The sequence below is a fragment of the Halopelagius fulvigenes genome (genome assembly GCF_055398025.1).
Map to the genome: position 1 here is coordinate 201,136 of NZ_AP043844.1, position 13,277 is coordinate 214,412.

Annotated in this window: 12 protein-coding genes and 1 pseudogene; 4 read left to right on the forward strand and 9 right to left on the reverse strand. The window is 65.7% G+C overall.

All coding sequences use genetic code 11. From position 1 onward, the window contains the following. Nucleotides 1-382: 382 nt before the first annotated feature. The 4 genes and pseudogenes from ACZ522_RS02425 to ACZ522_RS02440 all read right to left on the reverse strand — a co-directional run bounded on the left by ACZ522_RS02425 (nt 383) and on the right by ACZ522_RS02440 (nt 3,794). Nucleotides 383-1,581 (reverse strand): annotated as a pseudogene (locus tag ACZ522_RS02425) (ABC transporter substrate-binding protein). A 172-nt stretch (nt 1,582-1,753) separates the two neighbouring features. Further along, nucleotides 1,754-2,437: a hypothetical protein gene (locus ACZ522_RS02430; RefSeq protein ID WP_379695204.1), complete on the reverse strand. Its 684-nt coding sequence runs from the start codon at nt 2,435-2,437 to the stop codon at nt 1,754-1,756. Between the two features lie 125 nt (nt 2,438-2,562). Further along, a complete protein-coding gene (locus ACZ522_RS02435) occupies nt 2,563-2,955 on the reverse strand; it encodes a DoxX family membrane protein (protein WP_379695202.1) in 393 nt (130 codons plus the stop codon). 119 nt (nt 2,956-3,074) lie between these two features. Beyond that, nucleotides 3,075-3,794 (reverse strand): helix-turn-helix domain-containing protein, encoded by a 720-nt coding sequence (locus ACZ522_RS02440; protein WP_379695241.1) that lies wholly within the window; start codon nt 3,792-3,794, stop codon nt 3,075-3,077. A 163-nt stretch (nt 3,795-3,957) separates the two neighbouring features. On the opposite strand from ACZ522_RS02440, the gene ACZ522_RS02445 reads away from it, so the two are divergent. Continuing rightward, nucleotides 3,958-4,524, forward strand: coding sequence for a RidA family protein (locus ACZ522_RS02445; protein ID WP_379695200.1), 567 nt, complete (start codon nt 3,958-3,960; stop codon nt 4,522-4,524). A 147-nt stretch (nt 4,525-4,671) separates the two neighbouring features. On the opposite strand, the gene ACZ522_RS02450 is transcribed toward ACZ522_RS02445, so the two are convergent. Then, nucleotides 4,672-5,190: a GNAT family N-acetyltransferase gene (locus ACZ522_RS02450; protein ID WP_379695198.1), complete on the reverse strand. Its 519-nt coding sequence runs from the start codon at nt 5,188-5,190 to the stop codon at nt 4,672-4,674. Between the two features lie 260 nt (nt 5,191-5,450). Here ACZ522_RS02450 and ACZ522_RS02455 point away from each other — a divergent pair, with 260 nt between their 5' ends. Further along, complete coding sequence (locus tag ACZ522_RS02455) at nt 5,451-6,308, forward strand: SMP-30/gluconolactonase/LRE family protein (protein WP_379695196.1); 858 nt, start codon at nt 5,451-5,453, stop codon at nt 6,306-6,308. Nucleotides 6,309-6,510: 202 nt separating this feature from the next. On the opposite strand, the gene ACZ522_RS02460 is transcribed toward ACZ522_RS02455, so the two are convergent. Beyond that, the gene (locus tag ACZ522_RS02460; protein WP_379695194.1) at nt 6,511-8,130 is read right to left on the reverse strand and encodes a glycosyl hydrolase family 28 protein; all 1,620 of its coding nucleotides are present in this window, start codon (nt 8,128-8,130) and stop codon (nt 6,511-6,513) included. Nucleotides 8,131-8,160: 30 nt separating this feature from the next. On the opposite strand from ACZ522_RS02460, the gene ACZ522_RS02465 reads away from it, so the two are divergent. Next, the gene (locus ACZ522_RS02465; RefSeq protein WP_379695192.1) at nt 8,161-9,609 is read left to right on the forward strand and encodes a sulfatase family protein; all 1,449 of its coding nucleotides are present in this window, start codon (nt 8,161-8,163) and stop codon (nt 9,607-9,609) included. 59 nt (nt 9,610-9,668) lie between these two features. Beyond that, nucleotides 9,669-10,799 carry an enolase C-terminal domain-like protein gene (locus ACZ522_RS02470; RefSeq protein WP_379695190.1) on the forward strand — a complete coding sequence of 377 codons (1,131 nt, stop codon included), beginning with the start codon at nt 9,669-9,671 and terminating at the stop codon, nt 10,797-10,799. Between the two features lie 51 nt (nt 10,800-10,850). Here the strand turns inward: ACZ522_RS02470 and ACZ522_RS02475 are convergent, their stop codons facing one another. From ACZ522_RS02475 to ACZ522_RS02485, 3 genes are read right to left on the reverse strand one after another with little or no spacing between them, the layout of a single operon-like run. After that, complete coding sequence (locus tag ACZ522_RS02475) at nt 10,851-11,072, reverse strand: hypothetical protein (protein ID WP_379695188.1); 222 nt, start codon at nt 11,070-11,072, stop codon at nt 10,851-10,853. Between the two features lie 47 nt (nt 11,073-11,119). Continuing rightward, on the reverse strand, nt 11,120-12,193 hold the full coding sequence (locus ACZ522_RS02480; RefSeq protein ID WP_379695186.1) for an ABC transporter ATP-binding protein: 1,074 nt from the start codon (nt 12,191-12,193) through the stop codon (nt 11,120-11,122). Beyond that, entirely contained in the window at nt 12,190-13,233 is a 1,044-nt protein-coding gene (locus ACZ522_RS02485) for an ABC transporter ATP-binding protein (RefSeq protein ID WP_379695184.1), read from the reverse strand. Before ACZ522_RS02485 ends, ACZ522_RS02480 begins: the two co-directional genes overlap by 4 nt. Nucleotides 13,234-13,277 lie beyond the last annotated feature (44 nt).

Sequence of the window (13,277 nt, forward strand, 5' to 3'; positions counted from 1 at the left end):
TGACAATGCCGTCAACTCCTCGACGAATAGAAGCAGGTTTGCGATAAGGAAGAGGTGGGATGGTCGATTACGACTGAGAATAACTTCTGGAGGGTAAGCCGCTAAGTAGAGCTGCTTTAGCGAACCTCGAGATACCCGTCTACGAACAGCAAGAACGCGAGTACGAATACCGCGATAACGAGCAATCCGACGGTGTTCGAACCTTGGAACGCAAAGCGCCAGATGAAGAACCCTGAGACGGACGCAAACAGGCAGATCCCAAAGAAACGGAGTTCTGACGACGTGGTCACAGTCTCATCCGTATCTGTCACACGTTAAGTGGTCCTCTATATCGAGCGGTCGTTCCGGTTAGAGCGTAGATGAAGCCTGGTTGCATCCGTATTCAGAACTCGCCTAGGATGATGTCGGCGACGTGCCGACGGTCGAAGAACCGTTCTTCCGCCGGGAGCTCCGGGTACGCTCCGTCGACGTACGTCGGCCACTCGCCGAAGGCGTCAGGATAGAGTTGCTTGGCGGTCATCTCCAGTTGGAAGAGGTTCAGGATGGGTCCCTGATAGCGCGCGCCCTGCGCGTAGATACGGTCGTTCTGCACCGCGGTGAGTTCCTGTCCGACGGGGTCGTTTCTGAGCGCCGTTCGGACGTTCGCCATGTCGGTATCGGGGTGCATTCCGCCGAGGGCGAGGATGACGTCGGGGTCGGCTTCTAACAGCGTCTCCATGTCTATCTGCGAACCGGAGGCGACGTCGTCTCCGAACGCGTCGACCGGTTGTAGGGGGCGTACGTGCGCGGTGAGGAACCCGGGCGTGTCCACGTTGTACACGTAGGGCGCCGACGGATCGGAGAATCCGCCCATGACGATGCTCGGACGCTCCGACTCGGGCGGGAGGTCAGCCTCGATGGCGGCGAGTACGTCGTCGTGAACCGCCGACAGGGCGTCGTACTTCTCCTCTTCACGGAACACCTGCGCGACTTTCCAGAACTGTTCCCAGAGGGTGTAGTACCGGTATCGGTCGGCGTACGCGTCGGGCGGCGAGATGTGTCTGTTGCTGTAGTGGTTGCCGAACCACGGCGCGATGTTCTCGCGGACCTCCTCGACGTCGGATCGGCTCCACCCGTCGAGTTCGAGTACGCTCGCCGGGTCGGCGAGGTGAACGTCGCTGTCGAGTTCGTACAGCGTCTCCTTGCTCGGACTCCACGAGGAGTAGAGACCGCTCCAATCGAGCGAGACGCCCGGGAGGCGCGGGGTGAACTGGTTCCAGAGGCGTCGTAGTAGTCCGGCGCGTGCATCGTGTTCACGTCGTCGCCGCGACCGAGTGCGAACGCCATCCCGGCGAGGTGCGTCAAGCGCGTGAAAATCGTCTCCGGTACCGCTTCGAACTCGACTTCGCCCATCGGCGCCATCGACACCGCGTACGACTCGTCCGTGGTCGTGCCGGTGGCCGCCGGCGACGCCGACGGTGTCGAGTCCGTTCCGCTACCGCCCGTACACCCGGCGAGGAGGCCGCCGGCGAGAACGGCACCGCCGTACTTCACGCAGTCACGTCGTGTCGGCGCACTCCGACTCGCGTCGTCTCGTCGCATGGAACTTAGGCTAGCCTAAAAATATAAAACGGTTCCGAATTTTAGGCGGGCCTAAACGATGATGGGGTGGGGCGTAAGGTCGCCAGTCGCGTCCGTTCGTACGCTGTCGCGGCGGCAATCCGAAGGTTACGTGAGACGCCCAAGGCGTTGCGAGGGACGACCGAGGGCGGATTCAGCGATAGTGCGGTTCCCGAAACGGGACGGCGGGGATGTTGCGGACGCGGAACGCCTCGCCGCCGCGTTCGACGGTCGCATCGAGCGTCGCGGGAACGAGTTCTGCGAGTCGGTCGAACGAGAACGACGGCGGATTCGGAACCGCGGGGACGGTCCCGGGTCCGGTTTCGTCCACCGGGTAACTGACGCCGACCCAGAGAACGCGCTCTGGAAACGCTGCCGTGCCGATTGCCGCGCGCGTAGCGACACGTAATGCGTCGGCCCCGTCTCCGAACCGTTCACGCACCATCCGTTCGACTGTCTCCCTCGCGGACTTCGTCGCTTCGACGAGAAGCCAGCTCTGAAACGACATCTCGTCCGTTCTCCGGACCTCTTCGTTCGATTCCGGGTCGCGAAGACCGCCGTACTCTCGCGCAATTGGCGCTCTTCCCCGGAGGAACTCGGGGGTGACGCGGTGAGCCGTCGCGTCCTCGTCGCTCGCGTCCAGAGCGTCGGTTGTCTCGCCTTCGACGCCGAGTCGGACGACGGCCGCTTCCAGTTCGTCTCGCTCGACGCCGAATCGGCCCGCGACTTCGGCGAGCGAGTTCGGGTCCACCGACCCTCGTTGGACGAGGAGGGTCCCGAGCGCGGCCGCTATCCTCCCGTCTTCGTGAAAGGGAAAGAGGTCGTACGTCGCCTCCATCGGAGAGGGTCGGTTCCGCGAGGTGATAACGGTAGCCTCTCGGAGGCGTTTCTTTCGCGGGTGTCCGTTCCGCCGGGGAACACCTCCCCGGCGAACCCCTCTGACCCTGAGCGAGAAGGTGAGCGTTACTTCCGCGCTTCGCGAAGGAAGACGAGGGCCGCGCCGAACAGCGAGAGGTTCTTCATGAACGCGATTTTCTGGGAACTGCGCTCGTCCTCGTCGGCGTTCCAGTAGTCGTGCATCACCGGCGTGACGCCCGCGAGGAACGTCGCCACCGCGCCCGCAGAGAGCGTCGGCAGTCGCCACAGGGCGATGCCGAGACTCCCGAACGCGAGCATCCCGCCCGTGAACGGCACCATCGTCTCCGCGTTCGGCACGTCCTTGGACTCCGCGTACGCTATCTGCCCTTCGAGGTTGCGGAACGTATCGACGGCGAGAGAGCCGACGCCCGCCGCGAACAGCAAGCGACCGAGCGTGGACGGCGCGCCCTCGGTTTCGTTCGTCGTCTCGGTAGTCATGCGTCCGGCATCGCACGGAATTTCCTTGAATTCTGTGGCCCGAAAACGGCGGTATCGACGGATCGACCGCCCGAGAACGAACGATTCCGTCGAGGTGCGGTGGTGAGAGGGGGCCGCTCTCACAGCGACGACTCGACGAACCGCCGGACGATGAGGTCCTCTGCGGTCCGCAGGCGGTACTGGACGGTCGAACGCGGCGTATCGAGCAGCTCCGCGAGGTCGGCGACGGTCACCTCTCTGGGACGGGAGTAGTACCCGCGTTCGACCGCCGTCTCCAGCGTCTCCCAGTGGGCGGGCGAGAGTTCGGCGGCCACCTGCGACTCGGTGTCCCAGTTGCCCGCGCGACTCAAGTGGGACACCTTGAGGTGGAGGCCGTCGCGCAGGTTCTCCTCGATGGCCGAGTAGAGCTCGCCGATGGGCTGGTCGCCGGGGTAGAGGATGCGCCACCGGTACTCCCGCCCGGCGCGCCGCGACTCGAAGACGACGCCGTCGCCGACGTGGTTTACGACGTGGTGCGGAATCGAGTGACAGCGGTGAACCTCGTCGCGGTAGGTGTACACCGTCCGGGAGTTGGCCTTCCGGTCGAGGACGTGGTACTCGCGGTGCGTGTGGCAGTTCGGAACGTCGAGGCACTCGTTGCACCGCGACTCGTCTAAGAAGATATCGTCGAGTCGTTCGAGCCCTTCGCTCGGGCCGCGCGCGTGGTCGATGCGCCACATCGTGCGCTCCGTCGAGGTGCAGACCGACGACCGCATCGTGAGCGTCGGATACTCCGCGAAGACGTCCATCAGATCGTCGCTCCCGTCCTCGAAGTGGACGATGAACTCGAACTCGCGCATCTGGTCGGCTGACTGGCTTTGGGAAGGCATCTAGTTTCTGCTAATCTACTCTCAGGGGGCGTACGGATGAAAAGTGACCGAATTTGGCCGTTTGTACCTCCTCCGAAACCGAACCTAGCTATAGCCAACGGTACTCGCAAGCCCGTGACCGTCCGACGATGTGATGGGTAGCACGATGAGCGACACCGAACGTCCCGGCGAACGCGCGGCGGCCGAACCGGGAGAGACACCGCCCTCGGCGGACGCCGCACGCACTGCGACGCTCGGGACGATTCGGTCGTCGTCCGACGGTACGACGAACCCCTCGAACGACGAGCGCGGCACGACGCCGGAACATTCGACCCATAGATACATGCAGAAGAACGTAACTCGACACGAAAGCGATAGATTGAGCGCACTCGGCGGCTACGGCGTCCGAAAGCGAGGACTCCAACTGGTCTTCTTCGACGGGCAGACCCCTGACGAACGGACGGCGTTGCGGCGCGGCGTGAAAGAACAGACGATGGCCGCACTCGACCGGGTCACCGCCGTCGCCGCGGAGTCCGACGTCGAAGCCGACGACATCATGCGGACGACGGTGTACCTCACGAAGATGGACCGACTCCCGGAGGTGGAGTCGGCCTACGAGGAGTTCTTCGACGGGCGACGGCCGTCGATGACCGTCGTCGGCGTCGGCGCACTCCCGAACAGCGCCGCCGTCCAAATCGAGGCGACGGGCGTGGACCGGTGAGCGCCGCGAGTACGGCGTGAACCGGTAAGCCGGACGACTCGAACGCCGACGCAGACGACAGAGGCACCCTCGAAATTACGATCACTTACATTCGAAATGACGTTCGAGAGCGGACCTCGGTACCTCCGAAGCGGTACCGAGACCGACTCACAACTCGTCCACGCCGACCGTCATCTGACGGCGTTCCGTCCGGAAGCCGAGCGCTTCGTACGCGGAGAGCGCACGCTCGTTATCGACGTGGACGTCGAGTGCGAGCTCCGAACACCCGATCTCTCGCGCACGCTCTGCGACGCGGTCGATAAACTCGCGGGCGAGGCCCCTCCCGCGGTACGGCCCGCGGACGTAGATATCGCCGACGACCAGTCGGTCCGGGCGGTCGAAGACGGTCGGCGACTCGTCTACGTCGGCGGTGACGAAACCGACGAGTTCGCCGTCGAGGCCGCCCTTCGAACGCTCACCGGTCCCCTCGACGGCGACCCAGGTTCGGTGGTGCTCGGTTTCGAGCAGATCCAGCCGGAACTCGGCCTCCTCGGCGACGAGGTCGATATCGTCGGCGAGTGCGTGGGCATCGACGGTCGCTTCGAGGTGGCGGTGGTAGGGAAGCCACAGTTCCTCGACGTAGCGACGGACGGCGGCCTCGTCGGCGGGGAGGCGGCGGATTTCCATACGAACGAGTACGCGGCGACCTCGACTTATTCGTACCCCTCAGTCCTCGGTGTCGGCAACTCGCTTCTCGCGCCGTTCCGGGGTCGAATCTGTGCTCTCATCCTACCGAGAATGGACGTAATTTATTGGACGAACACCGGCCGCATCGATTCCCGAAGTACCGACGGGAGTCGAAGATTGGGCGGGGCGGACGCTCGTCGCCCGAATCACCGATCTCGGGAGCGAGCGGATTTATGTGTCCGAGCGGAGACGTGGACACGATGTCATGGACGTTCGAGCGGGTTTCCGGCCCCCGCGAGGCAACCGAGGGCCCCGTCTGGACGGGCACGGCCGTTCGATTCACCGAGATTCGGCGGAACCGAGTTCTCGAATACGACCCCGAGACGGACGCGACGGAGGTGTACATCGACGAGACGGCGGGTGCGGTTGGTCTCCACGAGGGGCGCGACGGAACCCTCTACGCCTGCGAGGCGGAGGGGCACCGAATCGCGGCGCTCTCGCCCGACGACCCGACGAGGGTAGTCGTAGACAAGTTCGAGGGGACGCCGCTGAACGGCCCGAACGACTTGGAAGTCGACCGCGAGGGGGACATCTGGTTCACGGACCCAGACGACGTGGGACGGGTCGAACTCGGTCACACGTCGGTGTACCGGGCCGAACGGACCGACTCGGGGTGGGACCTCGTCCACCTGACCGACGAGATGGACCGGCCGAACGGGATCTTGCTCTCGCCCGACGAGTCGCGACTCTACGTCGCCGAGTGCACGTACGGTTCGGACCAAGACTGCGACCTGCGGGCCTACGAGGTTCTCCCGGACGGGTCCCTCGGCGAGTGCGAGGTGCTCCACGACTTCGGCGACCACCGCGGCATCGACGGGATGACCCTCACCGAGGAGGGGAACGTCGTCGCCTGCGCCGGGTGGGAGAAGAGCGGACCCGGACCGTCGGTGTACGTCTTCTCGCCTTCGGGCGAGATACTCGCGCGCCACCCGTTCCCGGAGAATCGACCGACGAACTGCACGTTCGGCGGCCCGGCCCGCACCGACCTCTACGTGGCCGACATGACGGGTAGTCTCCACCGCGCGGAGACGGACCTCACGGGGTTCGAGCGGTTCTGAAACGACGGGAAAAGGGGCAGACGCCGCTGTTCCTCACCGCGAGGTTCGTGTTCAGGTCCACCTCCTCGGCTCTCTCCTCCGCGGCGTCGAGCGTCGACTCGGCCTCCGCCAACGTGACCGCTGCTACATCGGTCGTACCTCGCCGCAGGCGACGAAAAAAACCACCGCTCCGTCGGACTCGGTCGCCGTCCGCCGCGGTCGATTACAGCGAGGGGGCGTTGCCCGACGTCGCGAACCGCTCGACGTCGCCGGGGTCCTCCGCGTCGAGTAGGTCGTTGTTCGTCAGCAGGCGTTCGTCCTCCGTGCCGTCGAGGGCGAGGAACGTCGTCGTGCCATCGGCGGCGCGCGAGTCCCGGACGGTGACGTCGCGGGCGTCCGAGAGGCGAATCGCCGCGCCGTCGCTCCCGTCTTCCCCGCGGTGGGCCTGTCTGCCGACGAACCCGTCCACGAGCACTCCCTCGACGTTCGAGCAGGCCAGTCCGTCCCGATAGTACCCCGGCAGGTCGTCGGCCCACGAGAGTTCCACGTCGCGCATCGTCACGTTCCGGACGTTCTCGACGTGGACGCCCGCGATGTCGTGTTCGAAGATGGGCGGCAGCACCGACGTGGGTTGCAGGTCGAAGTTCCCGCCGACGAGTTCGGCGTTCTCGCTCCCGGTGAGTTCGATGCGCACGTCGTCGAACGTCACGTTCTCGATGTCGGACCCCTCGGCACCGTAGACGAGTGCGCCATTCTCGCTCCGGGCGACGACGTTCTCGAAGCGGACGTTGCGAATCGCGCCGAGTTCGGTGTCCTCGTCGCGGGGGACGGAGGAGACGTGGATGGGTTCGCCCTTCCCCCACCACGGGCCGGGGAGCAGGTTCGAGTCGATGACGACGTCGGTGAACAGCACGTTCTCCAAGTCGCCCGAGTCGCGGTGTTGGATGCCGAGCCCTCGGTTCGAGCCCTGCACGACGATGTTCTGAAACACGCAGTCGCGGATGGTGTCGTCGGTGCCCGACCCGAACTTGATGGCGCAAGCGCTGGAGGAGAGCGTGCAGTTCGTGACGGTGACGCCCTCGCACGTCGTCTCCACGTCGGGGCGCGCGCCGAACGTGATGCAGTCGTCGCACGACCGGATGGTGCAGTCGGAGACGTGGACGTTCCGACTGTCGCCGATGTGGATGCCGTCGCAGTTCGGAATGAGCATGTGGTTGAGGATGTCCACCCCGAGCACGTCTATCTCCTCGGACCCGTGGAAACTCAGCGTCCACGCGGGCATGTCGCGGAGCGTCACGTCCCGCACCGTCACGTCCGTGCAGTGGTTAAATCGGAACATCGGCCCCGGCCTGAAGTCGGGCTTCGCGACGGGCCACCCCTCGGTGCCGTCGCTCCGGGCGAGGTATCGCTGTCCCTGTCGCGCCTCGTGCGGGCCGTTCGAGACGAGGGGGTGGCTCGCGCTCTCGTTGGAGTGGCCCTGAATCGGCGTGTCCATCCGCATGAACTCCGTGCCGCGGCCGTCGAACTCGCCCTCGCCGGCGATGGTGACGTTCTCGGCGTCCTCCGCGAGGAGGAACACGCGTTCGCCGTCCGGGCCGATGTGCTTCGACGTGAACGCGGACTCCTCCGTCGCCGGGCGAACCACCGCGCCCGCCTCCAAGTGGAGCGTCACGTCGCTCCGCAGGCGAATCGTCCCCGTCGTGTACTCGCCGCTCGGAACGACGACGGTGCCGCCGCCGGCGTCCGCGCAGGCGTCTATCGCGCCTCGGAACGCGTCGGTGTGGACGCCGTCGTCCGGGTCGCCGTACTCCGTCACGTCGTACGCACTCGCTGCGGGTGACATGTACTCGTCGAGACACCCGGCCGCGCCTTTATGATACCGGTGGTCGAACTGACGCGGGTGTCCGCAGGCAAGCCTAACGTCCTCTTCGTGATGACGGACCAACAGCGATACGACACCGTCCGCGCCCTCGGAAACGCGCGAATCCACACCCCCAACATCGACCGTCTGGTCGAACGGGGCGTCTCCTTCACCGACGCCTACTCGCCGGACCCCATCTGCATCCCCGCCAGACACACGATCCGGACGGGGTGCGAGGCGACGACGACGGACTTCCTCGGGAACGAGAAGCGAGACGCCCGCCACCTCGAAGACCGGTGCGGCCCGTTCCTCGCCCGGGCGATGGGCGAACGGGGGTACCGGACGTTCCTCGTCGGGAAGTACCACGCCCACCCGCGCGACATCGACTTGGGGTACGACACCCGCCTCAGCGTCGAGGCGTACCGCGAGGACACCGGCCACGAGGTCAAGACCACCGCCCGCGAGGGCGCGATGGTCCACCTCCCCCAGCAGAACCACCTCCCGCCGGAGTCGAACTACGAGGCGTGGATGACCGACCGGGCGGTTGAACTCGTCGGCGAGGACGGCCCGTTCTTCGGCCTCGTCTCCTACGAACCGCCGCACCCGCCCTTCGCGCCGTCGCCGCCGTTCGACCGGATGTACGACCCCGACCGACTGCCCGGCCCCGTCCGCGGCGACCGGACGGTCGACCACGCGGACGAGAAGATTCCGGCCCAGAACTACCACTTCTGGACGGCGCGCGAGGACGGCGTCGACGAGACCACCGCCCGCGTCATCAAGGCGCACTACTACGGGATGATCTCGGAGGTGGACCGCCACGTCGGGCGACTGCTGGACGCCGTGGAGGCCCGCGACGACGCCGAGAACACGCTCGTCTGCTTCTTCTCGGACCACGGCGAACTCCTCGGCGACCACCGCGGGTGGGAGAAGTCGTCGTTCTTCGAGGCGTCCTGCCGGATTCCGTTCCTCCTCAGTTGGCCCGCGGAGTTGCCGCGTGGGACGCGAAACGACGAACTCGTCTCTCTCGCGGACCTGTTCGGCGTCGCCACGACGGCGGCGGGGGACCCGGACCTGCGGGAGGGAGTCGACCTCCTCGGGATGCTCGCGGGCGACGCCGACCCGCGAGACCGACTGCACGGGTACCACGAGACGCCCGGCCTCGCGCCGAACTTCACGACGATGGTCCGCGAGGGCGAGTGGAAGTACGTGTTCATGGCCAACGGCGGGCGGGAGCAGTTGTTCGACCTCTCCGCCGACCCCGACGAACGCGACGACCTGTCCGACGAACGTCCCGAGAAGACGGCCGATCTGCGGGAGACGGCGGCGCGGAAGTTGGCGGCGGACGGCCGAACCGACTACCTGGAGAACGGCACCCTCAAGCGGCACCCCTACCGCCGACTCGATATGGGGCGTCTCGTCCGGGAACCGTACCCCGACTCCCCGAGCGACGTTCTCGACTGAGTGCAACTCGTCGCTCTGCCGTAATTTTATTACCGCCGCTAGCGGATGTCACGCCATCGATGGAAATCACCGACGTCCGTACTATCCGGTTTAGCTGCGCCTCTCACGTCGAGGCCGACGAGAAGGGCCACGGCCACCCCGGACCGCCCACCGAGACGACGAGGACGATAACGCACATCGTCGTCGAGGGCGGTCCGGACGGCTACTGCCGCGGCGGCCACCCGGAGGCCAACGAGTTCGCGAAGCGCCACCTCGTCGGGGAGAACCCCCTCTACCGCGAGGAACTCTGGCAGCGACTCTGTCGCGCCGAGCGGTTGAACAAGGGACTGCTCACCGACAAGCGTGTGGCGGCCATCGACTGCGCCCTGTGGGACGTGGCGGGCAAGCACGCCGGACTCCCCGTCTACCAACTGATCGGCGCGGCGCGCGACGAGGTGCCGGCCTATGGGAGTACGATGGTCGGCGACGACGACCCCGAGGGACTCGGGACGCCCGAGGCGTACGCCGACTTCGCCGAGGAACTGGTCGAGGAGGGGTATCAGGCGGTCAAACTCCACACGTGGATGCCACCGTTCGGCGAGAGCCCCGAACGCGACATCGAGGCGTGCCGCGCCGTCCGCGAACGCGTCGGCGACGACGTGGACCTGATGCTCGACGCGCACCACTTCTACAGTCGCTCGGAGGCCAAGGAGATCGGGAAGGCCCTCGAAGAACTCGACTTCCGGTGGATAGAGGAACCGATGGACGAACACTCCATGTCCTCCTACGAGTGGTTGTCGAACGAACTCGACCTCGCCGTCGTCGGCCCGGAGACGGCCGAAGGGCGGATGCACACCCGCGCCGAGTGGATAAAGCGTGACATCTGCGACATCGTCCGCGTCGGCGTCTTCGACACGGGCGGTATCACGCCCGCCCTGAAGGCTATCGGCCTCTGCGAGTCGTTCAACGTCGAGTGCGAGATACACGGCCGCGACGCGCCGAACCTCCAACTCCTCGGGACGATGGCGTTCCCCGGTCGGTACTACGAACGGGGACTGCTCCACCCGAAGCACGACTACGAGACGTACTTCCCCGAACTGGAGGAACTCCCCGACGAGGTAGACGACGACGGCGTGGTTGAGATGCCGCAGTCGCCCGGACTCGGCTACGAGTTCGACTGGGAGTTCGTCGAGGCGAACCGCCTGAACTGACGCCGCGAGAACCGACTCCGAGCGGACCCGATTCTTCGCCGTTCGACCCGTTCAGCGGTCGTATGCGCCCCACGCCCACAGGAAGAGGCGCGCCCCGACGCTGGCGAGTATGAGCGAGATGCCCCACACGCCGAACATCCCCGCCATGACGCCGTCTAGCGCGAAGCGAGCGAGCATGATCATCACGATTCCGCCGGCGACCGAACCGACGAACAGTTTGTGCTCCGACAGCGCAGAGAGGGGGGCGAACCGACGAGATGTCTCGACAGCCATGTTCTGCCGGCTGTTAGACAGCCACTCACAAATAGATGTTGCTCCGCCTACCGGAGTTCGCCCTCGTCGTCCACGATGCTCGGACTGTTCCAGTACTCGTGGGTGTCGTCGGCCCGGTAGCACCGCGCGAGGCGGCCGCCGTCCGTGGTGATGAGGTCAGGCTCCTGCGCGCGGCACGTCTCCCGCGCCTCCGGGCACCGGGGGTGGAAGTGACACCCCGTCGGCCGGTTGACCGGGTCTGGGATGTCTATCTCCCGCACCGGCAGTTCCTCCTCGCCCTCGTCGCCGTACAGGTTCGGCGTCGCCCACTTCAGCGCCTTCGTGTAGGGGTGCTGGGGGTTCTCTATCACCTGCTCTATCGGGCCGATTTCGACTATCTGTCCGAGGTACATCACGGCGATGCGGCCGCCCGACTTCTCCGCGATGTACCGCGCGTTCGAGAGGTCGTGGCTGATGAACAGGTAGGACGTGCCGAACAGGTCCTGCAGTTCGAGCATGAGGTCCATCATTTCGACGCGCAGGCTCACGTCCAGCGCGGAGATGGCCTCGTCGGCCAGAATCAGGTCCGGATTCAAAAGCAGCGACCGGACGAGGACGACTCGCTGTTGCTCGCCGCCGCTGAGTTGGTGCGGGAAGCGATTGACGAAGTCCTCCGCGGGCGAGAGACCCACCTTCTCCAGGAGCGCGAAGATTCGCTCCTTGCGGCGTTCCCGACCCAACTCGGGGTTCCACTTCTTCATCGGGAGCATCAGAGAGGTGAGCAGTCGCTGGTTCGGGTTCAGCGCGCTTCCGGGGTCCTGGTGGATGATCTGGAGGGAGCGGCGAATCTCGGAGAACGGTATCTCCGGGTTACGTCCATCTTTCGCCTCCCAGACGTCCTGACCGCGGTACTTCACCGACCCGGAGGTCGGACGCTGCGCGCCGATGAGAGCCTTCCCGAGCGTCGATTTCCCGCACCCGCTCTCGCCGATGAGGGTGACCACATCGTTCTCGCCGATGTCGAGCGAGATGCCGTCCACGGCGCGGACCGTTTCGTCCTCGGAGAACAGGTCGAACAGGCCGCCGCTGTCTGTGAAGTGGACGGAGACGTCGTCCGCGGAGACGACGGGCGCGTCGCTCATCGGCTCCCCTCCCCGTCGCTGCGAAGCGGCATCGCCTCGTCCACCTCGTCGTGGTAGAAACACGAGGTTCGGTGTCCCGGTGACCGCTCCACCATCGGCGGTTCCTCCTGCTTGCACGACTCGTCGGCCATGGGACAGCGCGGGTGGTAGGAACAGCCCGGAATCCTGACGACGGGGTCCGGTTTGTTCCCCTCGACGGACCGCATCTCGTCCACGGGGACGTTCAAATCCGGCGTCGCCTGCAGGAGCATCCGGGTGTACGGGTGCGCCGCGTGGTAGAGGATGTCCTGGGTGTCGCCCATCTCCACGACGTCGAACGCGTACATCACGACGAGCCTGTCCGCGAGTTTGGTCAGGAGCGGCAGGTCGTGCGTGATGAAGATGATGGTCAGGTCGTACGCCTCCTTGAGGTCTCGGAGCAGGGAGATGATAGAGCGCTGCATCAGGAGGTCCAGCGCCGCCGTCGGTTCGTCCATCACGAGCACCTCGGGTTCGAGGACGAGCGAGAGGGCGATGAGCGCCCGCTGTTTCATCCCGCCGGAGAGTTCGTACGGGTAGGAACTCAGCACCCGTTCGGGGTCGAGGTACAGGTCTTCGAGGATCCCGCGGGCGCGTTCCATCCCGGCGTCCACGTCGCGGTTGTGGTCCTCGAGCGTCTCCTTGAAGTGGCCGCGAACGCGCTTGACGGGGTTGAACGAGCTCATCGCGCCCTGGAACACCATCGACACCTCCTCCCAGCGGAACTCCCTCAGTTCGCTCTCCGAGAGGTCGAGGACCGATATCGGCTCCCTGTCGTCCGGCGGGTAGTACGTCACCTCGCCGCTGGTCTCGCCGGGCTCTACGACGGCGTTCATCAGCGTCGAGGAGAGCATCGACTTCCCCGACCCGGACTCGCCGACGATGCCGAGCGTCTCGTTGCGGCGGATGTCGAGGTCAACGTTGCGAACCACCTTCGACTCGCCGCGGTCGGTCCCGAAGGTGACCTCTAAGTCCCGCACTTCGAACACCACGTCCGATTCGTCCCGCGTCTCGTCGTCCATCCTTGATTCCGTATCGAGTGTCGAGTTCATAGTTTTACCTTCGG

Bases quoted from the DNA above. Each gene is read 5' to 3' on its own strand.
- ACZ522_RS02430 (WP_379695204.1), bottom strand. From the start codon at position 2,437: ATGGAGGCGACGTACGACCTCTTTCCCTTTCACGAAGACGGGAGGATA.
- ACZ522_RS02435 (WP_379695202.1), bottom strand. From the start codon at position 2,955: ATGACTACCGAGACGACGAACGAAACCGAGGGCGCGCCGTCCACGCTC.
- ACZ522_RS02440 (WP_379695241.1), bottom strand. From the start codon at position 3,794: ATGCGCGAGTTCGAGTTCATCGTCCACTTCGAGGACGGGAGCGACGAT.
- ACZ522_RS02445 (WP_379695200.1), top strand. From the start codon at position 3,958: ATGGGTAGCACGATGAGCGACACCGAACGTCCCGGCGAACGCGCGGCG.
- ACZ522_RS02450 (WP_379695198.1), bottom strand. From the start codon at position 5,190: ATGGAAATCCGCCGCCTCCCCGCCGACGAGGCCGCCGTCCGTCGCTAC.
- ACZ522_RS02455 (WP_379695196.1), top strand. From the start codon at position 5,451: ATGTCATGGACGTTCGAGCGGGTTTCCGGCCCCCGCGAGGCAACCGAG.
- ACZ522_RS02460 (WP_379695194.1), bottom strand. From the start codon at position 8,130: ATGTCACCCGCAGCGAGTGCGTACGACGTGACGGAGTACGGCGACCCG.
- ACZ522_RS02465 (WP_379695192.1), top strand. From the start codon at position 8,161: ATGATACCGGTGGTCGAACTGACGCGGGTGTCCGCAGGCAAGCCTAAC.
- ACZ522_RS02470 (WP_379695190.1), top strand. From the start codon at position 9,669: ATGGAAATCACCGACGTCCGTACTATCCGGTTTAGCTGCGCCTCTCAC.
- ACZ522_RS02475 (WP_379695188.1), bottom strand. From the start codon at position 11,072: ATGGCTGTCGAGACATCTCGTCGGTTCGCCCCCCTCTCTGCGCTGTCG.
- ACZ522_RS02480 (WP_379695186.1), bottom strand. From the start codon at position 12,193: ATGAGCGACGCGCCCGTCGTCTCCGCGGACGACGTCTCCGTCCACTTC.
- ACZ522_RS02485 (WP_379695184.1), bottom strand. From the start codon at position 13,233: ATGGACGACGAGACGCGGGACGAATCGGACGTGGTGTTCGAAGTGCGG.